Genomic DNA, 22,586 nt, shown 5'->3' on the forward strand with positions numbered 1-22,586 from the left:
AGAAAGATGATAATTCGGAATTTGACATCACTGACTGTGTTAGCGCCCTTGTTGGGTTGTTTAATTGCAGGATTAGGAGGCGCCAAACGTATAGGCGGCCGTCGTGGAGTGCAGTGGGTCACTATTAGTTTAATGACGATTTCCTTCTTAAGTGCTGTTTGGCTTTTCAAATTAGTAGCGATTAAAGGAGAAGATTATTATGGGACCATTTACACGTGGGGTATTAGTGGTCGATTTCATTTTGATATGGGATTTATGGTAGACCAGTTAACATCTGTGATGATATTAATTGTGACCTTTATTTCTTGGGTTGTGCACATTTATAGTACCGGTTATATGGCTGATGACCCAGGTTATCAGCGATTTTTCTCTTATATGTCGATGTTTACTTTTGCGATGCTCGTGCTAGTTACGGCGAATAATTTTCTTCAATTATTTTTCGGTTGGGAAGGAGTCGGTTTAGTTTCGTATTTATTAATTGGTTTCTGGTTTGAGAAAGAATCTGCTGCGGCTGGTAGTTTAAAAGCTTTTTTAGTAAATCGGGTTGGTGACTTTGGATTTATTCTAGGAATTGCCGCTATTTTTAATTACTTCGGAAGTCTGGATTACCACACCGTCTTCAATGAAGTAGGGGGCATGCATGGTACATTGAATATTTTTCCAAGCATTCATTGGTCTGTAATTACAGTGATTTGTATTTTGTTGTTTATCGGCTCCATGGGTAAATCAGCACAAATGCCATTGCACGTATGGTTGCCAGAATCCATGGAAGGCCCTATTCCGATTTCCGCTCTTATTCATGCCGCAACGATGGTGACATCAGGTGTATTTTTAGTTGCACGTATGTCTCCGCTCTTTGAATTATCTCAAGTGGCACTCAGTACAGTACTCATTATTGGTGCGACTACGGCGCTTTTAACAAGTTTATTGGCTTTTGTAGAATTTGATATCAAGCGTGTCATCGCATTTTCAACGATGTCGCAGTTAGGTTATATGATGGCAGCGGATGGTGTATCTGCTTATTCTGCGGGCATTTTTCATTTATTAACGCATGCTTGCTTTAAAGCATTATTATTTCTGTCCGCTGGGTCCGTTATTGTTGCCATGCATCATGAACAAGACATGCGCAAAATGGGCGGCCTTCGAAAATATTTGCCGGTGACCTATATGACTTTTTTAATAGGCGCCTTATCATTAGCTGCTATTCCACCTTTTGCAGGGTTTTATTCTAAAGATGCTATTATTGAAGCAGTATCGTATTCCACTATTCCCGGTGCAGGATATGCTTATGGGTGTTTATTAGTCGGTGCTTTTTTAACGAGCTATTATATTTTTCGGGTGTTTTTTATGACTTTTCATACTGACGCTCGAATGAACTTCGAGGTGAAAGCGACATTGAAAGAAACTCCATGGAATATGTATGGGCCTCAATGGATATTAAGCGCTCCCTCTCTATTATTGGGTGCGCTATTAATTTACTGGATTCTGTATCGTTGTTCCGATTTACTAGGCTCAAGCATTCAAATATTGCCATCTTACGATGTATTGCAAAATATGGCTAACGAATATAGTAGTGCTTTCTTTATGGCTTTTCATTCAATCATCACACTGCCATTTTGGGCATCCGTTTTAGGAATTTTATCTGCCTGGTTTATGGTCATTGGCATGCCAAAAATACCCATATTACTAGAACATCGTATGCCGTGGTTGTATCGAATTTTAGTGGCTAGGTATGCATTTGATGCTTTTAATTGGATTATTTTTGTTCGTGGTAGTCGGGTGTTGGCTAATTTCTTTTTCCGTGTAGGAGACTTGAAATTACTAGATCATTTCATTGTAGACGGTTCAGGAAGAAGCGCTACCCGCGTAGCACATTTTATACGCCGTTTACAATCAGGATACCTATATGATTACATATTTGCAATGATTCTGGGTTTATTGGTATTTTTAATTTGGTTAGTATTGACATAAAAGTAATGACATTTGAAAATACACATTTGCTGAGTATACTAATCTGGCTGCCCATTTTGGGAGCTATTCCTGTAGGGATGCTTAGTAGAGAAGAACGCACACATCAAGCGCGTGTGTTGGCACTGGTTGTAGCATCAATTTCCGTCATAATTTGTATCCATCTGTGTATCATTTTCGATCCAACTACTGCAGCGATGCAACTCACGGAACATTTCAACTGGATTCCTATATCAAAAATAAATTATGACATTGGTATTGATGGCATTTCCATGCCACTCGTTGTGTTGACCTGTTTTACGACGCTGTTGGTAGTTTTGGCTTCTTGGACGATGGTGAACAAAAAAACAGGGCACTACCTAGCTACTTTTTTGGTAATGCAGGGATCAGTTATCGGGGTGTTTTTATCCTTAGATGCAATATTATTTTATTTCTTTTGGGAAGCGATGTTGATTCCGATTTACCTCAGTATCGGTATTTGGGGAATGGAAAAGCGTTCGTATGCTGCAATTAAATTTTTTCTTTATACTTTTTTTGGATCCTCATTGTTACTAGTCTCTTTATTATATTTAGGTATGCGCTCTGGAAGCTTCTATATTCCGAATTATTATTGTTTACATATGACTATGACCACTCAAATTTTGATTTTCATAGGTTTTTTTATTGCATTTGCTATCAAGGCACCAATGTGGCCGCTTCACACGTGGTTGCCAGATGTACACACCGAGGCTCCGGTAGGTGGCTCTGTGGTATTGTCGGCTTTAATGCTGAAATTAGGCAGCTACGGTTTCTTGCGATTCAGCTTGCCTATTGTACCTGATGCGAGCCGTTATTTAGATTGGCTTATAATTATTCTTTCGCTTATTGCTATTGTGTACATTGGATTTATTGCAATTGCACAAACCGACATGAAAAAATTAATTGCCTATTCATCAGTGGCGCACACGGGATTTATTACATTGGGTGCGTTTATGTTGTTCGTGATTGTAGCACACACAGGGAGTAGAAAATACGCATATCTGAGTTTAGAAGGTGCCATGGTGCAAATGATTTCACATGCTTTTAGCGCTGGTGCGATGTTTTTAGCGTTTGGTATACTGTACCAACGGTTACATTCGCGTTATATTCGCGATTTTGGCGGCATTGCTAAAACCATGCCTTGTTTTTCCGCCTTTTTTATGGTTTTTTCAATGTCCAATGTGGGTTTACCAGGGACTTCAGGATTTGTAGGTGAATTCATGATCCTGCTTAGCACATTTAAGTCCAGCTTTTGGGTAACCTTTTTGGCGGCATCCACCTTGTTGATTGGAGCTGCTTATACGTTGTGGATGTATAAACGAGTTTTTTTCGGTCCTATTACTCATCCAGGAGTGATGCAGTTAAAAGATATTGGTTTTTCAGAGACTATCATTTTCGTGTTATTAACAGCTGCTGTCGTGTGCATCGGTATTTACCCAAATTCGTTATTAAATATGCTTCATGCTTCAATTGGTAATTTATTACATGAAGCGTTGCAATCGAAATTATAAAGGTAAGATATGCTATCAGCATTAGCCAATTTTATTCTAGCTATTCCTGAGATGGCTGTGCTATTCATAGCACTCGTAATTTTAATGATGGGCATCTTCTTAAGGAAATATCCTCAAATTCCTTATTATTTGGCGCAGGTTACTTTAATTGTTGCTTTCTGGGTAACTTGGCATAATTTTGCTCATTTTAGTTTTTTAACAATGTTTGCTTTTGAACACTTATTTATGATGGATCATTTATCCGTTTGTTTAAAATTATTTATTTACTTATCTGTGTTTTTTACTTTTATTTACGCTCGTGAATATAATGACGAACGCAACATTTCCGCTACAGAATTTTATACATTAGGTTTGCTGTCCTTACTGGGAATGATGATTCTGGTTTCTTCTTGCAATTTGTTAATCCTCTTTTTAGGATTAGAATTGTTTTCATTGCCAACCTACACCATGGTCGCGATGCATCGCCGAAAAACCCGTTGTGTAGAAGCAAGCATGAAATATTTTATTATCGGCACGGTTGCTTCAGGAATATTGCTCTATGGCATGTCGATTATTTTTGGTGCTACTAAAAGCCTAGATTTAATTCAAATTGCACGGATTGTTGCTGGCATACCGTTGCATCAGAATTTAGCGTTAATCGTTGGTCTTGTTTTTATTACGGCAGGAGTGGCTTTTAAATTAGGCACTGCTCCTTTTCATATGTGGGTACCGGATGTATATGAAGGCGCACCAAGTTCTGTTACCTTATTTATTGCTACAGCACCAAAAATAGCAGCTTATGCTATGCTAATCCGATTATTTCTAAGCACGATGCCTGCTTTACAGGTGCAGTGGCATGAAATGCTCATTGTTATCGTGATTTTGTCTATGGTTGTCGGTAATTTTGCTGTTATTGTGCAGTCCAATATTAAACGAATGCTAGCTTATTCGTCAATTGCCCACATGGGTTACATGTTGTTAGGCGTCTTATGCGGCACACGTGAGGGTTATGCTGCTGCGATGTTTTATATTATTACCTATAGTCTGATGACTATAGGTGCTTTCGGTGTGATTATTTTAATGAGTCGTGGTGGTTTCGAGGTTGAAAATATTAAGGATTTTGTAGGATTAAACAATCGTAATCCATGGTTAGCTTTCGTGATGATGCTAGTTTTATTTTCTTTAGCAGGGGTTCCCCCTTTGGCAGGATTTATAGCTAAAGTAGGAGTGTTAGATTCGTTAATTCAAATACATTTGGTATGGCTTGCAGTGCTTGCTGTGTTATTAACTATCGTTGGCGCTTATTCTTACATTCATGTAGTGAGAGCAATGTACTTTGAAGAGGCTTCCTTTCAGCTTGAACCTATTCAATCTTCATTAGAAATAAAAATTGCTATTTCTCTTAATGGTCTGGCTGTACTTTTTGTCGGGCTTTTCCCAAACTATTTATATATTCTATCCCATTGGGCTTTTTAATTCTCCTTAAATAGTACTCCCGTGGTTAAGCGACGGGAAGGAAGGAGTGGAGATATACTCGTTAATCAGTTTACAGCTTTGGCGATCTCGTATCACTTTCTCAATCTCCGGTGTTTGATTGAGTTTCTGGCTCAAACTAGCATTATTCCTTTGCAAAAGATATAATAAAAGCGTTAAATACATCAAAGATAAGCCTCTCCGCGCCTATAAAGATAGTGATTTCGACGAGGAGAGCAAGCCTGTCCATTTTACTGTCAATAAAGAGAAAACTGAAGTGTATCAATGCTGATGACACTCACAGCAATTTCAGGGGAAAATATTCCGGATTCTGTGTAAGATAATCACAGGTACAGTCGAAAAGCAGCTGCAACTCCGGCATACTATTTCAAAGCTAGATACAGCATCAAAAAAAGAGACTTTCACCTATTATAAATTAAATTAAAGTCGTGCACAGGACATAGTGAATCCTTATTCTTTTACTTTTAATTCAAAGAATATTGATAATAGTGAAAAATGTAGTCACAGCAAACAAAAAAAGTGGGATCAGTACTTTTTAATCTAAAGAGTCGTAGATTAGTATAAAATTCGGTAATCATAACTGAAGTTAGTTTCTAAATAATGAAACTAACCAGAAAATATTTCCATGAAAGAATATTTCTTTCATGGAAATTAACTTAAAAAGAAAGACAGCCTCTTTTGGAAGAAGCACTGGAATAAAAGGGACGCTTGCCAACATAGGCGATTAGCGGCTGCAATAATGCTGGTTACATGCCACATTTAGAAACTGGAACAGGCACCAATCTCACGATCAGAATATGCTAATCTAAAACAGAAGATAAAGAGAACAAGCTACAAGAAAATGGTAGCTAACAAAGGAGACATGGCCAGTGTGCGATGTTGGTCGTTTTTTAATATTTTTAAGGTACGCGGAATTAGTTAATTCATCAAAAAGCTGTAAATCAACCAATAACTATTGTATGCAATGATTCATCTGATGGTGAGGGGTAAAAAGGAGATATCTCAAAATTATGGTAACTAAGAAATGAATCCAATGAAATATCTGCTTGATACCTCGCAGCCTCTCATATAAAAACCCTATCCCTCCCTAACTCAATGAAAACTAATCCGGCGGCGACCTTAAATAGAAAATGAGATGGAAATTAGAGAAAGAAAAATCCATTGTAACGAAGATGATGCTACTCTCATCCAACATAACACTGAGATTACCTGCACACAGCTTACCATACTTACCCATTCGGAAACTAAAAGGTGATAGCAGGAAAATTGATAAGAAGGACGAAAATACAAAGAGATGCGCAAAACAGATAATAACGACGCTACTACTGCAGCCTTTTCTCCGTATCATAAAATCATAAATAATATTTTACTCTTTCATCGTTATAGGGATATTGCTAGAGTGACTGCCACCGAATTATAAATTAATTGCTCGCCTGCTTAGTTCATTTCCCCTCTTGATCAAAGTGAGTATTTTATTTTTTCTGGTCAACAGTTGCTTGTCATTCTGTAAATTTATTTATATCATTCATGTTATCTATCATTTATATTGCCTATAGTTAAACTGCGATACATAGAAGAAAATACAGCATTGATGCGGGGTGGAGCAGTTTGGTAGCTCGTCGGGCTCATAACCCGAAGGTCGTAGGTTCGAATCCTACCCCCGCTACCGACTTTCGCTTTTGTGAAATCCCTGTTTTGGAGTTCAAAAAAGGGCGAGTTTACGCCCTTTTTTGTTTTTAAGGTGGAAATGTATCAAATGCAAGCAGTACAGCGGATTATTGGTCCAGCTATAAAATTTTTAGGCTTTGAGCTGGTGTCTTGTGAACTGCATCGTTACGGTAGCGGCGTGAGGGTATTGCGGATTACGATTGATAGCGCAGCTGGTGTCAGCTTAGATGATTGTACAAGAATTAGTCGACAAGTGAGTGTAATACTGGATGTCGAAGATCCTATTAGTGGTCATTATAATTTAGAAGTTTCCTCCCTGGGTTGGAACGGCCCCTATTTGCGATTGATCATTACCGTCGATTTATAGGACGACCTGTTAGAATACGATTGCGGTTGCCGAGGGCAGGGCAGCGTCAATTTCGTGGCGTTATTGTTGCTGTAGATAAAGAAATTACGTTAAAAATTGATGATAGTAAGTTAAAAGTTGCGTTAAGCGAAATTGAAAAAGCGAATCTAATAGCTAGCGAATTTCGAGGGCTAACAAAATGAATAAAAATATTTTATTAATCGTTGATTCAATATCGAACGAACGCGGTGTTTCGAAAGAAGTTATTTTCGAGGCTATTGAAGCTGCGTTAGCAACAGTGACGGCAAAACGTTATAAGGATGCGGATGTAAAAATTCGCGTGGCTATCAATCGGGAAGTGGGCAATTATAAAACATTCCGTTGCTGGACAGTCGTTGAAAGCACGAATGAGCTGCTCGAATTACCAGATCAACAAATGACGCTAAAACAAGCTCAGGAAATTGATCCTGCACTTGAAATCGGCGATGTTATTGAAGAGCCGGTTGAATCCATAGAATTCGGTCGAATTGCAGCACAACAAGCCAAGCAAGTCATCGTCCAAAAAGTTCGGGAAGCTGAACGAGCGAAGATTGTGCAACAGTATGAAAAGAGATTGGGTGAGCTTGTTATTGGTGTGGTTAAACGAGTAACACGTGATAACATCATTTTAGATATGGGAGAAAATGCTGAGGCGTTGTTGCCACGTGAAGAAATGATCCCGAGAGAAGCTGTGCGAGTGAATGATCGTTTACGTGCCTATCTATGCGATGTTCGTCGAGATAAACGTGGTCCGCAATTGTTTGTTAGTCGCACGCGTCCTCAATTTTTGATTGAGCTGTTTAAAATCGAAGTACCTGAGATTGGTGAAGAAGTTATTGAGATTAAAGGTGCTGCGCGTGATCCTGGTTCGCGTGCTAAAATTGCAGTTAAAACTAACGATGGACGCATTGATCCTATCGGTGCTTGCGTCGGCATGCGCGGTTCGCGTGTACAGGCTGTTTCTAATGAGTTAGGCGGAGAGCGAATTGATATTGTATTATGGGACGATAATCCTGCTCAATTGGTTATTAACGCGATGGCACCAGCAGAAGTTCCTTCTATTGTTGTGGATGAGGAATCACATGCAATGGATATTGCAGTTCCAGAAGAGCAGCTTTCACAAGCAATCGGTCGAAACGGACAGAATGTTCGATTGGCTAGTGAATTAACTGGATGGACATTAAACGTCATGAGTGAAATGCAACTGGCTCAAAAAATGAAAAAGAAGCTGGAAATATTAAGTCTGTTTTTATGGAAAAATTGGATGTAGACGAAGAAGTAGCCAATGCATTGGTACAAGAAGGCTTCATGAGTTTAGAAGATGTGGCCTACGTTTCTAAAAAAGAGTTGCAAAGTGTTGAAGGATTTGATGAGGTTATTGCTGCCGAATTACAACGACGTGCCAGCGATGTTCTCTTAACACAAGAAATCGCTAATCAGGAAAAAATAAACGAGGTCAAACCTGCGGCAGATTTATTAGATGTACAAGAAATGACAGAGGAATTAGCACGCCAATTAGCAGCGCACGAAGTACTCACACGTGACGATTTAGCGGAGATGTCCGTGGATGACTTAAAAGAAATTATAGAAATTGATGATGAATCAGCTGCTAAATTAATTATGGCAGCACGAGCCCATTGGTTTACGGAAGAAGAAAGAAGATAAGAGCTGATATATGATAGCTGACATTAGTGTAAAACAACTTGCTGATTTAGTACGGACAACGCCAGAGCGTCTTTTAGAACAATTAAAAGACGCGGGTGTTGCGGTCACTCACGTTGATCAAACGATTACCGATGATCAAAAAAGAAAATTACTTTTGCATTTAAAAACCGCTCACAGTCCGGAATCTGAAAAACACTCAAAAATCATTTTGAAGCGCAAAAAATTAAGTACAGCGAAGTCTGGGAAAAAAGTGTTAACGTCGAAATCCGATCTAAGCGAATATACATTAAACTGGTTGAAGAAGAAAAATCAGTGATAAAAGAAGCAGCTTTTCAGGAAGAAGTGTCATTACTTCCTCCTGCTACTGAGCCAGTAACTGAGTTTAAAAAAGAAAATGTGGGAGTTGTAACTATTGAAGCATTGCCCGGATTTAAAGCAAAAAAAACAACTAAAAAAACCACTGCGGAAATGAAAGAAAAAGAAACAGCGAAAACAGGGCTTCGCAAAGAGTCGCGCTCACGTTCACGTAGATCCGAAGAAGAATATCAATGGGAGGAGAAGAGGGAAGAGCTGCATATGAGTAAATTTGCTGAGGAACGCCGACGACGATATAAACCTGCAGTAGAAATAAATAGGGCTTCGACTCGACTGGAACACGGTTTTGCTAAACCTACTACTCCCGTTATTAGAGACGTATTACTCCCTGAATCCATTACAGTGCTTGACCTGGCCCAAAAGATGTCTGTGAAAGCGGCGGAAGTTATAAGAGTCATGATGAAGATGGGTGCGATGGTAACGATTAATCAGCGCATTGACCAGGAAACTGCTGCGATTGTAGTCCAAGAAATGGGCCACAATCCCAAGCTCATTAAAGAAGACACGTTAGAAGCAGACTTAGCGGCCACCATAGGAGAGATGGTAGGTGAAGCTGTGCCGCGGGCACCCGTTGTCACTATTATGGGACATGTAGATCACGGTAAAACCTCATTGTTAGATTATATTCGGCGCAAGAAGGTTACCAGTACTGAAGCAGGGGTATTACGCAACATATTGGTGCCTATCATGTCGAAACGGAGCAGGGAGTGATTACTTTCCTGGATACACCAGGTCACGAGGCATTCACCGCGATGCGTGCCCGTGGCGCTAAGTGTACGGATATTGTGGTGCTCGTCGTCGCGGCGGATGATGGGGTGATGCCGCAGACGGTTGAAGCTATTCAACATGCCAGGGCCGCCAAAGTGCCGATAGTAGTTGCTATTAATAAAATGGATAAACCAGAAGCAGATCCAGATCGAATTAAAACCGAGCTCTCAAAGCAAGATGTGCTCCCTGAAGAATGGGGGGTGATGCTATGTTCCAGCCAATTTCGGCAAAAACTGGTGATGGTGTGGATGCGCTCCTCGAACGCATTTTACTGCAAGCGGAAGTATTAGGATTAAAATCCGTAGCGATGGGTCCTGCAAAGGGGGTAGTCATTGAATCTCGTCTCGATAAAGGCCGTGGACCGATAGCAACTGTGTTGGTAACAGATGGCGAATTATATCCCGGTGATATTCTTCTCGCTGGTCGTGAGTATGGTCGGGTGCGCGCGATGATTGGCGATGATGGTAAATTATGTAAAAGCGCTGGCCCTTCTATGCCAGTGGAAATATTGGGGTTGTCCGGTACACCTGTAGCTGGTGATGAGGCTGTGGTAGTACCAGAAGAACGTAAGGCGCGAGAAATAGCTCGTTTTCGTCAGGGTAAATATCGTAAAGTGCGTTTGGCAAAAAAACAAACTGCACATCTCGAACATATTTTTGATAAGATGAGTGAAGGGAAGCAAAGTGTATTAAATATTGTTTTAAAAGCGGACGTGCAAGGATCTCTGGAAGCCTTAACCGAAGCGCTTAATAAAATTTCTACAGACGAAGTTAAAATTAACATTATCGCTAGCGGTGTTGGCGGTATTACCGAATCTGATGTGCATTTAGCTATTGCTTCGGACGCAGTCATGATTGGGTTTAATGTTCGTGCTGATGCGTCAACGCGCGCATTAGTCGAACTGGAAGGAGTTGATCTTCGTTATTTCAGTGTTATTTATGATTTGATTGATGAAGTGAAAAAGGCACTTAGTGGTTTGTTATCGCCAGAATTAGAAGAAAAAATTGTGGGATTAGGTGAAGTGCGCGAAGTTTTCCGTTCATCAAAATTAGGTGCTATTGCTGGTTGTATGGTAGTTGAAGGTGTAGTTCGTCGTCATTTGCCTATTCGTGTATTGAGGGATAATGTTGTGATTTATGAAGGTGAGCTTGAATCCTTGCGTCGTTTTAAAGAAGATGTTGCCGAAGTACGTTATGGTATGGAATGTGGTATTGGCGTAAAAAATTACAACGATGTAAAAGTCGCTGATCAGATCGAAGTTTATGAAAAAATTCAAATCGAACGGAAAATTACTTGACAACAACACAGCGCCAACAGCGTGTAGCTGATCTTATTCATCATCAATTAGCGGTGCTTCTTAAAAAAGAAGTACACGATCCGCGATTGGTCAGAATTTCTATAACGGCAGTTTCGATATCTCCTGATTTGAAACAGGCAAAAATTTTCTACACATTTTTGGAAAACAAAAATCGAAAAGCGACTCAAAAAGCCCTTGATAAAGCAATAGGTTATTTACGATGTTTGTTGGCTGAGGCTACTAAATTACGATACGTACCTCAATTGCAATTTGCTTATGATGAATCACTAGAGCGAGCTGAGAGAATTTCATCGTTGATAAACTGTGCGTTCAAGAATGACAACGATAGCTAATAGCCAAAAAATATATAAGCGGCACGGCGGAGCAATTGACGGAGTTTTATTATTAGATAAACCCAGTGGTATGACTTCTAACGACGCCGTGCAGCGAATAAAAAACTATTTCATGTAAAAAAGGCAGGACATACAGGAGGTTTAGATCCTTTAGCTAATGGTATGTTGCCCATTTGTTTAGGTGAAGCGACTAAATTTGCTCAATATTTGCTAGATGCTGATAAAGCTTATTATGTGAAAGTGCGATTAGGAGTCCGAACTGCAAGCGGGGATAGTGAAGGTGCAATTATTGCAGAACGTCCAATTTCCAAAATAACAAAACGTTTGCTCAGAAAAATATTATCGTCATTTCGTGGAGTTATTGAACAAACTCCACCTATGTATTCTGCTGTAAAATACAAAGGCCAACCCCTCTATAAACTAGCGCGTCAGGGAATTGAAGTGGAACGTAAACCACGTCAAGTGACAATTGATGAATTAAATTTATTGGATTGGAATGAAAAAGAGGCTGAGCTTCACGTGCATTGCAGCAAAGGTACTTATATCAGAACGTTAGTAGATGATTTAGGAGAAGCGCTTAATTGTGGCGCCCATATTATTGCCTTACGTCGATTGATGGTGATGTATTATCGTGAAAACCAAATGATTTCATTAGCGCGGCTTGAACAAAGATATGATGAATCAAACCTAACTGCCTTAGATCTCCATTTATTACCTATCGAAAGTATGGTTTTGAATTTTCCAGCGCTTCAACTAAATCGATTAGCCACCTTTTATCTGCAGAAGGGTTTAGCGATGATGGTACCGCATGCGCCGGCGAGCGGATTTGTGCGATTGCGCAATCATAATGATGATTTTATAGGTATCGGCGAAGTGTTACACGATGCGCGAATCGCACCTCGTCGATTAATAAAACAACCATAATCTCCCGTTTCATAACAAGAGAAGAGCGTGTCGTGTGTCCAAGCGCACTGAGACATCAACAAAAGCTGTAACCTCCAAATGTAGTGTCATGTTTTGGAGTCTGGATTAGTTTCTGTTTCCGTTGTCTTAATTGGTAGCGATCCAGAGGTTGGAAAGCTCGCTTTATTGTTACAAATTTTATGTCAAATTAGTAAAAATTATTCCACGTTGTATATGACTGGTGAAGAATCGTTGCAACAAATCGCTATGCGTGCGCAGCGTTTACGATTACCACAAGATAAATTAAAACTATTAGCCGAAACTTACATTGAACAAATTGTTACACTGGATGAAAAATTATGTTCACAGATTATGGTAATCGATTCGATACAGACAGTCTACTGACAGCGCCCTTTCTGCGCTTGGTGGAGTAAGTCAGGTTCGTAAAAGCAGCGAAAGCACTGCCCGGTTAGCATAATTTTCGAAACAAAAAGGAATTTCTCTAGTTATTCCTGGTCATGTAACTAAAGAAGGAAAAATAGCAGCCATTTTCGCGTGATTCATGTGGTAATTTTTTTGGAGCCGTTAATGAAATTGGCACATTTGTCATGACAAATGTGGTATTAAAACAAGTGAAAATTCCTCAGATACATTTTTCACGCTACGATAAGCCTGTTGCAGGTAGCGTTATCACACTCATTGGTCGCGAAGAGCCATTTAACTAATCCACGTCGGTTACTGTTGTCTCGAACGGAATCATTTATCGATGTTATTAGCAATCCTACCTGACATGGTGGTATGGCTATTTATGATCAGGATATTTTTGTTAATGCAGGGTGGGTTGCGTATCATCGAAACCGGCGCCGATCTTGCTGTTTTATTAGTTGTCCTTCCAGTTTGCGTAATCAGAATTTTCCTCCTGATTTAATTTTTTTGGCGAGAGAGGGAGGGGCCAGCTGGCGAAATTTGCGGGGGCGTGGGCAAACATCTCCAAATCGGACAAGAACACCTCAGGGAAGCTGCCAAACATGGTTTCAAACTTGCTCAAAGCCAATGCACCAAAAAATCTTCTCGAAGAAGAAATGAAAATCGCTGTAACTGATAAATGTCAGGAAGTTTTAAAGCATTGGAATATAATATTGGCAAACGCTCTACCATAGTACATTCTAAATGCCTTCCGCTTTCTCAGCAGCTCAGGTAAAATGTTTTCTCTGCTAAACCGCCACTAGGAGCTCAAGAATGTATGATGCTGATCTCAGCGTAGAGAGTTTTGATCCTGAACTTGCACAAGCGATTTTTTGGGAAAAGGCGCGCCAAGAAGAACATATTGAATTAATTGCCTCAGAAAATTATGTAAGTCCTCGAGTATTACAGCTTCAGGGGTCAATTTTAACTAATAAATATGCAGAGGGATATCCTCGCAAGCGCTACTACGGTGGATGTAAATTTATTGATATTGTAGAACAGTTAGCGATTGATCGAGCAAAAGTGTTATTTAAAGCCACTTATGCTAACGTTCAACCACACTCCGGTTCGCAAGCCAATGCCGCAGTCTATATGGCACTTATGAATCCAGGTGATACTTTACTAGCGATGGATTTATCAAACGGTGGTCATTTGACGCACGGGACGCCGGTGAATTTTTCAGGGAAGTTTTATAAAGCAGTGTGTTACGGTTTGAATGCAGAAAAAGATATTGACTATGAGCAAGTATCTTTATTGGCGGAAAAGCATAAACCAAAGGTAATTATAGCCGGTTTTTCTGCATTTTCTGGTATTGTCGATTGGCAGCGATTTCGTGAAATTGCTGATCGTGTCAATGCCTATTTGATGACAGACATCGCACATGTAGCAGGTTTAGTTGCAGCGGGAGTTTATCCTTCTCCGGTCAATATTGCGGATGTGACGACAACAACAACGCATAAAACACTGCGCGGACCACGTTCGGGATTGATATTGGCGAAAGCCAATCCCGAATTAGAAAAGCGATTAAACTCGGCGGTCTTTCCCGGATCGCAAGGCGGTCCTTTAATGCATGTCATTGCCGCAAAAGCTGTTGCCTTTAAAGAAGCGATGCAGCCTGAATTTAAAATTTATGCGCAACAGATTTTGAAAAATGCCAGAACTATGTCAGACGTTATGATAAGGCGCAACTATGCCGTCGTTTCAGGTGGGACACAAAATCATATGTTTCTAGTCAGCCTTTTAGATAAAGACATATCAGGTAAAGATGCCGAAACAGCGTTAGGTCGTGCTAATATTGTTGTTAATAAAAATACTGTACCCGCTGAGACGCGTTCGCCTTCTGTAACCAGTGGTCTTCGTATCGGTACCCCAGCGATTACCACACGCGGATTTAAAGAAAAAGAAACGAAAAAATTGGCTCATTGGATTTGTGATGTTTTAGATGATATCAATAATGAGAGCGTGATTGTAGATATCAAACAAAAAGCGGAATATTTGTCTCAGCAATTTCCAGTGTATAACCGAGAGAAGTAGTCCGCTAATGTTTTGCCCTTTTTGCAATACAGAAGATACAAAAGTCATTGATTCGCGATTAGTGGAAGAAGGTGCACAGGTGCGTCGTCGACGTGAATGTCTTAAATGCGAAGAACGGTTTACCACTTTTGAAATGGCAGAATTAAATTTACCTCGCATTATTAAACGAGATGGTCGCTGCAGTACATTTGATGAAGAAAAACTACGCTCCGGCCTATTAAAAGCATTAGAAAAACGGCCTATTTGTATGGAAGAGATCGAGTCGGCTATTCAACGCATTATACATAAATTCCGGGCACAAGGTGAATGCGAAGTTAGTTCTCAATGGGTTGGTGAATTAGTGATGGATGAATTACGCGCCATGGATGAGGTTGCTTATGTGCGATTCGCTTCGGTATATCGCAGTTTCCAGGATGTTGATGCGTTTCACGATGAAATTCGTCACTTACAAAAACATCAGAAAAAAATTAAATGACGCTATACAGGAAAATGAATTCCCGGCACAATGCACGTCGTTACGCATTGCAAGGACTTTATCAATGGTATTTTGGTGAAGTGAAACCAGATGATTTAATTAACCAGTTTTTAGAAGAAAATGCTTTGAATGATCTGCCCGATGTTGATCTAATTTATTTTAAAGATTTAGTGATAGGGACGATTCAACATGTTGCGTTCATTGATGCACTCATGATTCCTCATTTGGACCGTAAAATAAGTTCCTTAAACCCAGTTGAGTTATCAGCGTTGAGGTTGGCAATCTATGAGCTATTGCATCGCAAGGATGTTCCCTATAAAGTCGTGATTAATGAGGCATTAGAATTAGTCAAAGAATTTGGTGCTGAAGAAGGACACCGATATGTCAATGCTATTTTAGACGTCTTGGTTCCAGAATTACGGAAGAAAAATCGATAATTAAATTAGAAAGGATAATAATGTACCGTCATCGTCCTGTGGTTGAGCATATATAAGAAGAAAAGAAAGGTGATTTTGTATGTCAAGGGGTAGGGGACCTCATGGTCCGAAGAAATTCCGAAAACGAAATAAAAAATAGTCAAAATACTCGATTATGGCACTTTGTTTTGTTCTAAATTTTTTGGTTTATCTGGTTAAAAGCCGCGGGGTACCTCGTGGGTAAAGTACCCCGCGGCTTTTAACCAGAACTTTCGGGGTAACATCTTTTCTGTTGCAACTGTCGAATAGTCACTGAATTACACTTCTAGGTTCTAGCTCTAGGATAATAGTGATTTTCATCGAAGCAGAAGAAAATGTGTGTTTCGCTTCATCCAATAACGGCTAACTATATTCTCGAGTAGCTATGGATATTTACCTTTAGTGCAACGTCCGTCCGCCGTTGGTTGATGCCGGTTCCCAGCAACAGCCTCTTTTTTCTAAGAGATATGGTATTTGCTTTTAGCTTTAAGAACGATGTTTAGCATTTACACGTAATAATATTGATCACAGTAATAGATTCTTTGTATAAATTTGGCCGACATTTAATCACAAAGAAGTAACAAGTGATAGGTTTTATCGTAGCTAATTTGTTGTTGGTGTTTTTCAGTGAAAATCGAAATAGGCAGGTTGTAGAATCCCAATTTGGCAAGCGGCGGGGTTGGCATTATAATTTAATATAGGCTAATGGGATTAATGTTTTGGGTTTAAACCAATTAAAGCCATAATATTGTCCCTATGTTTGGAATTAATCTATATCTTTAATTCTTTTAATTTTCAATAGATTTTGTTTATGTCCTTTAGTGTTAAGGTATTGGCATAAGAGTTTTGGCTGTAATATACAGTTTTTTAATCCGTTTGCAGTTATTTGCAGTGCATTTTTAAGAATACAAAGGGATTTAAAATAACAATTTATGAAAGTTGCTAGTGTAGGGAAATCGTAAAAACTATTAGTAATTTATGTTTTACGTACGGCACGTGAGCCTAAGGTTATTATGTTAATTTAAGGGCACACTAAATACTGAAGGGAAAGAAAGCTTTTGTTGTTTACAGATTGTTAATTTTACGTTAAACACATGCGTCAAAAATGGTTGACTCTTCATAGTAAAGCTCACCCTATGGGATTCAAGTTTTCTTTTAAGTTATTATTGCATCATGCCGATTACAGAATTTGAAATTATAAAAAAATATTTTCAGAGACGTGAAGATCAATCACCGCGCGTTGTAGTGGGCATTGGCGATGATGCTGCTGTTGTCAAAATACCAAAAAACAAGCTGCTAGTAACATCAATGGATACCCTAGTAGAAGGGGTGCATTTTCCTGTTGATACTTTACCGCAAGATCTCGGTTACAAAGTGTTGGCAGTGAATTTAAGTGATCTAGCAGCGATGGGAGCACAGCCAGATATGGCTTTACTGGCGCTCACGTTGGAAAAAGCAGATGAAGTATGGTTAAACGCATTTACTGAGGGGTTTTTCTCCCTAGCTGATCAATATGGTATCGTCTTAATCGGTGGAGATATAACGGCAGGAATGCTTTCAGTCTCCGTTGTCATAAATGGTTTGGTTTCTGGAGATGAAACTATTTGTCGAAATGGTGCAAAAGTGCGGGATCTGATTTATGTTACGGGTACGTTAGGTGACGCAGGGCTGGCATTAAGTTTATTGAATCAAGACAAAAAAATAGATTCATTTTTATTCGACCGATTAAATCGACCTGCACCTCGCGTTGAAGTGGGTCTTGCGTTACGAAAAATTGCCAACGCAGCAATCGATATTTCCGATGGTCTTATTGCGGATCTTGAAAAAATGACTACAGCCAGTCAAGTTGGTGCCGTAATACATGCTGATCGATTGCCTTTATCAAAAAGTTTAAAAGAGGAGTGTGAAACAAAAATTGCGTGGCAATATGCACTTACCTCTGGTGATGATTATGAACTTTGTTTCACTGTTCCGCCAGAAAAAAGCGATCGATTAAAATCAGTCTTTAAGTCATTGGATTGTGCATGGCAGTGTATTGGGGAAATCGTTGCAGGTACGAGTGTAGCAGTGATGGATTCGAAAAATAATCCTCTAAAAATAGAGAAAAAAGGTTATGAGCATTTTAAAGAAAAGAAATAGTGTCCCTCAAAGTATGTGGATAAGCCCATTGGAGTTTATTGCTTGCGGATTTGGTGTAGGCGCAATGCCTTGGATGCCAGGGACTTTTGGCACGTTGGTGGGTATTATTTTTTATTTACTATTGAGACAATTGCCTTTACTGATTTACTGTATCATAACGCTTTTTTTATTCGTAGGGGTCGTTGTTTCTGGTGTTACAAACCGGCGTTTTGGCACTGAAGACCATTCAGCAATAGTTTTTGACGAAATTGTAGGATTTTTGATTGTAATGATTTCCATTCCCAAAAAAAACTATTTTATTTTAGCGGGATTTTTTTGTTTCGTATCTTCGACATTTGGAAACCTTGGCCGATACGGTGGTTAGAAAAAAATACTAAAGGAGGATGGGGTGTGATGGTAGATGATATCGCTGCTGCTTTTTATGCGTGGATTATTCTGATGATTGGAGTTTATTTTTTTGAGTCCTTCTAAATGAGTATTATTTTAAAGTAATCGTTAAAAGGAATCACATCGATTCAAGTAAGAAGGAGATCAAGGTTTTCCCCATATCGATTACTTTCCCATTCCTCATTTCTTTTTTTGTTATCCTGCGAGATGCAGAGATGCACTAGCCCTAACAATGTTGTGATGAATTTATGGGGATATTTAGCCGATTTTAAACGGTGAGTCCGCCTTTTTATTTGGTGTTGTTGTATTAACTTTATATATTTCGTATTAATTTTAACGCAAAGGTTTCAGGTATTCCCAGGTCTGATTTGACTACATACACGTTTCTGTAGAAATCAGAGATTCTTACTCAGATATTATTAATAAAACGGTAGCTTTTTTGTAATCGATGACAACCAGTGATTATGGTCTAACCTGTGTTTCGGTAAATGACGCGTAAAAATTTATGAGGTTATCGTGCCGGAATAGATATTGCAGAAGATATCGGCAACATCCTCTGGTGATAATGTACCTTGTTGGTAATGGTATTTATGCGGATAATTCTAAATTGGAAGAACGCCTATTGGAGAAGAGATTAGAAGAAACTCACCTCTACCATATTCAAATTCGTGAGCTAGTTGACTAATAGGCATAGTAGAGCGGGAGGTGGAATAAAAACCTTCATTTAAGCAGTTTCTAAAATCGTCTCTGATTCAAATCAAGCACTGTTGCGAAAAATGACTCTCGTCGACTCCCCATTCCTTTACCTTTGCTAATAGCCCTTGACACTAAATTAGCGAATACACACACTTCTTAAAAAGTTTACTCATCTTTCACTTCACAGTTTATATTGAAGCTAGTAAATGAGAGGTTTCTATTTGTGTTTTTCTAACAGTGTTGTTATAATTGCGGCGTGCTAGCGATGTAGGCGAGGTTGTTTTTATTTTTTAATTTAAATCAAATTTTGAATCGGGTGGGAGGAATGAATACTAATAGGCCCGTTAATCTTGATTTGACTAAGTTTCATTTTCCACCGATGGCGATTGTATCAATTTGCCATCGAATTTCTGGGATTCTTCTTTTTTGTTTTTACCTTTGATGTTTTATCTTTTGCGCCAAACAACCCTGGCGCCAACCGCTTTTCTGCATGTGCAACAATTGGTTAGTAATAATCATTGGTTGAAGTTGCTGATATGGCTGATGTTGGCTTCTATAATATTTCATTTATTTGCAGGAATACGGCATTTAGCTATGGATTTAGGTTTTTGGGAATCGGTTCGTAAAGGACAGGTTAGTGCGTATACGATTTTTGCGCTTTCGTTAATTGCTATGATTGTAGCGGGAATATGGATATGGTAGCGGTAGATCGAATAAATCGTCTAGGTTATCAGGGCTGGTTCGTTCAGCGAATTACAGCACTGTTGAGTGGTATCTATGCAGTTTTCATCATTGTTTTTTTGTTAGTGCATCATCCGGTTTCTTATCTTCAGTGGCATGCTTTATTTAGCGATTGGTTGATGAAAATGGCGACTTTTATTGTTATTTTTAGCATATTGTGGCATGCATGGATTGGGTTATGGATTGTTTTTACAGATTATGTGAAAAATAAACCTATACGATTGGCCCTACAGACGGTCATTTGTTTATTATTGGCAACTTATTTTATTTGGACTATCGAATTTTTGTGGATAGCGTGTTGAGGGTTGAGTGATTATGACTTCTATCAAAGTTAAAGAATATGATGCGGTGATTGTCGGCGCAGGGGGGCCGGTTTACGTGCTGCATTAGAGATGTCAAAATCACGTCAATATAAAGTTGCTGTCATTTCTAAAGTGTTCCCAACAAGATCGCATACGGTTTCTGCGCAGGGCGGTATCGCAGCGGCTTTAGGAAATGTAATGCCTGACAAGCCGGCATGGCATATGTATGATACGGTGAGAGGATCAGATTATTTAGGTGATCAGGATGCTATCGAATATATGTGTGAACAAGCACCATCTTCGGTTTATGAATTAGAGCACTACGGATTGCCTTTTTCACGTTTGGATAATGGACGTATTTATCAACGCGCTTTTGGTGGTCATACGCGGGATTTTGGTAAACAAATAGCACGTCGGACCTGTGCTTGTGCTGATCGAACAGGACATGCAGTGCTACACACCCTATACCAAAAAACGTCGAAGCAGGTACACACTTTTATTATGAATGGTATGGTATCGATTTGGTGAGAGGCGCTAAAGGCGGTATCGCTGGTATAGTTGCAATGAATATGGAGATCAGCGATCTTGTCTTTTTTAAAGCGCGCGCGACAATTTTTGCAACAGGTGGTGCTGGCCGTGTTTATCAGACAACGAGTAATGCTTATACTAACACTGGTGACGGGGTTGGGATGGTTTTACGTGCTGGATTGCCGGTGCAAGATATGGAGTTTTGGCAATTCCATCCGACAGGAATTTATGGTGTAGGCTGTTTAATTACTGAGGGTGCGCGAGGCGAGGGTGGTTACCTTACTAATGCATATGGTGAGCGTTTTATGGAACGCTACTCCCCTCGTTTAAAAGATTTGGATTGTCGTGATGTCGTTGCGCGCTCTATTTTACAAGAAGTTATGCTTGGAAATGGTGTTGGCCCTAAAAAAGATCATGTCTTGCTAAAGTTAGATCATTTAGGAAAAAAGGTACTACATGAGCGATTGCCGGGGATTGCTGAATTATCGGCTAAGTTTGCAAATGTAGATATCACCAAAGAACCCATTCCTGTATTGCCCACTTGCCACTATATGATGGGTGGTATTCCAACAACTATTAATGGGCAAGCGTTAACCGTGGATGAAAACGGCAATGATCAAATTGTAGAAGGCATGTTTTCGGCTGGGGAATGTGCTTGTGTCTCTGTGCATGGTGCTAATCGACTTGGTACGAATTCCTTACTAGATTTAGTGGTTTTTGGTCGTGCTATAGGACTGCTTTTGCAAGAAGCGCTTAAATTTGAATTGACCCACCGTGCTGAAAATCCGGATGATATCGGTGCTGCTATCGCACGTATACAGCAGTTAGAAAAGCCAGAAAACGATGAAAATTCGGCAATCATTAAACATGAAATGGCAAAAGTTATGTCCGAAGATTTTGGTGTTTTTCGGGATGAAACACAAATGGAACAAGGATTAAAACGGCTGGAAAAATTAAAAGAACGATTGCAACGCGTGAAATTAATGGATACCAGTCGTACGTTTAATAACGCTCGAGTAGAAGCACTTGAACTGGATAATTTGATGGAAGTGGCTTATGCGACGGCTATTTCTGCGCGACAACGCACTGAAAGTCGCGGCGCACATTCTCGTTATGATTACAGAGAGCGTGACGATATGAATTGGTTAAAGCATACTATCTATTTTCGTGACGGGCGCATCGCCTATCGTCCGGTCAATATGAAACCCAAAGGAATAGATCCGTTTCTACCTAAACCGAGAGATTAATGGCATGAGTGTTAAGAAACGAGTTATGACTTTTTCAATAATGCGCTTCAATCCGGAAACTGATAAAAAACCTTATATGCAGGATTTTAAATTAGATCTCTCTACAATTCTCGGCAAAATGTTATTAAATGCGTTGGAAACCATCCGTGAAAAACACCCTGACATCGGATTGCGTCGTTCTTGCGGCGAAGGTGTTTGTGGATCTGATGCTATGAATATTAATGGTCAAAATGGTTTAGCATGCGTGACGCAATTAAAAGACTTACCAGATTGCGTTGTTGTGCGGCCGTTGCCCAGTTTTCCGATTATTCGTGATTTAATTGTGGATATGGAGCAATTCTATGTACAATATAAAAAGATAAAACCATATCTTTTAAATAATCAAGAACCACCACTAAAAGAACGATTACAATCACCTGCTGATCGTGCAAAATTAGATGGATTGTATGAGTGCGTTTTATGCGCGTGTTGCTCTTCTTCATGCCCATCCTATTGGTGGAATCCCGATAAATTTATCGGACCGGCTGGTTTATTGTGGTCATATCGTTTTATTGCTGATAGTCGTGATACAAAAACAAGAGAACGATTAGACTCTATGAAAGATCCTTACAGCGTTTTTCGTTGCCGTACTATTATGAATTGCGCGACTGTTTGTCCAAAAGGTCTTAACCCAACAGAAGCGATTCGTAAAATTCGGACTCAGATGCTGCGTGAACCAGAGAGTGTGGATTAA

General features: G+C 39.6%; 13 protein-coding genes, 1 tRNA gene and 7 pseudogenes. All 21 read left to right on the forward strand.

The genetic code is table 11. The annotated features are described in order from the left end of the window. Window positions 1-6: 6 nt before the first annotated feature. The 21 genes and pseudogenes from nuoL (at window position 7) to LG660_RS04020 (ending at window position 22,586) form a co-directional block, all read left to right on the forward strand. On the forward strand, window positions 7-1,971 hold the full coding sequence (nuoL, locus tag LG660_RS03915) for an NADH-quinone oxidoreductase subunit L (RefSeq protein WP_258267361.1): 1,965 nt from the start codon (window positions 7-9) through the stop codon (window positions 1,969-1,971). A 5-nt stretch (window positions 1,972-1,976) separates the two neighbouring features. Continuing rightward, the gene (locus LG660_RS03920) at window positions 1,977-3,497 is read left to right on the forward strand and encodes a complex I subunit 4 family protein (RefSeq protein ID WP_258267362.1); all 1,521 of its coding nucleotides are present in this window, start codon (window positions 1,977-1,979) and stop codon (window positions 3,495-3,497) included. A 9-nt stretch (window positions 3,498-3,506) separates the two neighbouring features. Next, the gene (nuoN, locus tag LG660_RS03925; protein ID WP_258267363.1) at window positions 3,507-4,952 is read left to right on the forward strand and encodes an NADH-quinone oxidoreductase subunit NuoN; all 1,446 of its coding nucleotides are present in this window, start codon (window positions 3,507-3,509) and stop codon (window positions 4,950-4,952) included. A 1,610-nt stretch (window positions 4,953-6,562) separates the two neighbouring features. Then, a tRNA-Met gene (locus tag LG660_RS03930) sits at window positions 6,563-6,636 on the forward strand. Window positions 6,637-6,717: 81 nt separating this feature from the next. After that, a pseudogene (rimP, locus tag LG660_RS04350) lies at window positions 6,718-7,187 on the forward strand (ribosome maturation factor RimP). Next, a pseudogene (gene nusA / locus LG660_RS03945) lies at window positions 7,184-8,688 on the forward strand (transcription termination factor NusA). Before rimP ends, nusA begins: the two co-directional pseudogenes overlap by 4 nt. A 13-nt stretch (window positions 8,689-8,701) precedes the next feature. Beyond that, window positions 8,702-11,128: pseudogene (gene infB, locus LG660_RS03950) on the forward strand (translation initiation factor IF-2). Then, window positions 11,125-11,481: a 30S ribosome-binding factor RbfA gene (rbfA, locus tag LG660_RS03955; RefSeq protein ID WP_258267365.1), complete on the forward strand. Its 357-nt coding sequence runs from the start codon at window positions 11,125-11,127 to the stop codon at window positions 11,479-11,481. The pseudogene infB and the gene rbfA overlap by 4 nt, the downstream one beginning before the upstream one ends. Further along, window positions 11,465-12,405: pseudogene (truB, locus tag LG660_RS03960) on the forward strand (tRNA pseudouridine(55) synthase TruB). The gene rbfA and the pseudogene truB overlap by 17 nt, the downstream one beginning before the upstream one ends. A 93-nt stretch (window positions 12,406-12,498) precedes the next feature. Then, the gene (locus LG660_RS03965) at window positions 12,499-12,789 is read left to right on the forward strand and encodes a DNA repair protein RadA family protein (RefSeq protein ID WP_258267366.1); all 291 of its coding nucleotides are present in this window, start codon (window positions 12,499-12,501) and stop codon (window positions 12,787-12,789) included. A gap of 623 nt (window positions 12,790-13,412) precedes the next feature. After that, window positions 13,413-13,544: a hypothetical protein gene (locus LG660_RS03970; RefSeq protein ID WP_258267367.1), complete on the forward strand. Its 132-nt coding sequence runs from the start codon at window positions 13,413-13,415 to the stop codon at window positions 13,542-13,544. A gap of 79 nt (window positions 13,545-13,623) precedes the next feature. Further along, entirely contained in the window at window positions 13,624-14,883 is a 1,260-nt protein-coding gene (gene glyA / locus LG660_RS03975; RefSeq protein WP_258267368.1) for a serine hydroxymethyltransferase, read from the forward strand. A gap of 7 nt (window positions 14,884-14,890) precedes the next feature. Continuing rightward, window positions 14,891-15,358, forward strand: a complete 468-nt coding sequence (nrdR, locus tag LG660_RS03980) for a transcriptional regulator NrdR (RefSeq protein ID WP_258267369.1) — start codon at window positions 14,891-14,893, stop codon at window positions 15,356-15,358. A 14-nt stretch (window positions 15,359-15,372) separates the two neighbouring features. Continuing rightward, window positions 15,373-15,795 (forward strand): transcription antitermination factor NusB, encoded by a 423-nt coding sequence (gene nusB, locus LG660_RS03985; RefSeq protein ID WP_258267370.1) that lies wholly within the window; start codon window positions 15,373-15,375, stop codon window positions 15,793-15,795. A 1,191-nt stretch (window positions 15,796-16,986) separates the two neighbouring features. Next, complete coding sequence (gene thiL / locus LG660_RS03990) at window positions 16,987-17,952, forward strand: thiamine-phosphate kinase (protein ID WP_258267371.1); 966 nt, start codon at window positions 16,987-16,989, stop codon at window positions 17,950-17,952. A gap of 73 nt (window positions 17,953-18,025) precedes the next feature. After that, a pseudogene (locus LG660_RS03995) lies at window positions 18,026-18,423 on the forward strand (phosphatidylglycerophosphatase A family protein). Window positions 18,424-18,898: 475 nt separating this feature from the next. Beyond that, complete coding sequence (locus tag LG660_RS04000; protein WP_258267373.1) at window positions 18,899-19,024, forward strand: hypothetical protein; 126 nt, start codon at window positions 18,899-18,901, stop codon at window positions 19,022-19,024. Window positions 19,025-19,414: 390 nt separating this feature from the next. Further along, window positions 19,415-19,737, forward strand: a pseudogene (sdhC, locus tag LG660_RS04005) (succinate dehydrogenase, cytochrome b556 subunit). Further along, entirely contained in the window at window positions 19,725-20,078 is a 354-nt protein-coding gene (sdhD, locus tag LG660_RS04010) for a succinate dehydrogenase, hydrophobic membrane anchor protein (protein WP_258267374.1), read from the forward strand. The pseudogene sdhC and the gene sdhD overlap by 13 nt, the downstream one beginning before the upstream one ends. A 13-nt stretch (window positions 20,079-20,091) precedes the next feature. Next, window positions 20,092-21,853, forward strand: a pseudogene (sdhA, locus tag LG660_RS04015) (succinate dehydrogenase flavoprotein subunit). A gap of 4 nt (window positions 21,854-21,857) precedes the next feature. Further along, window positions 21,858-22,586 (forward strand): succinate dehydrogenase iron-sulfur subunit, encoded by a 729-nt coding sequence (locus LG660_RS04020; RefSeq protein ID WP_258267375.1) that lies wholly within the window; start codon window positions 21,858-21,860, stop codon window positions 22,584-22,586.

The sequence above is a fragment of the Coxiella-like endosymbiont genome (assembly GCF_024730665.1).
Taxonomy (GTDB): domain Bacteria; phylum Pseudomonadota; class Gammaproteobacteria; order Coxiellales; family Coxiellaceae; genus Coxiella.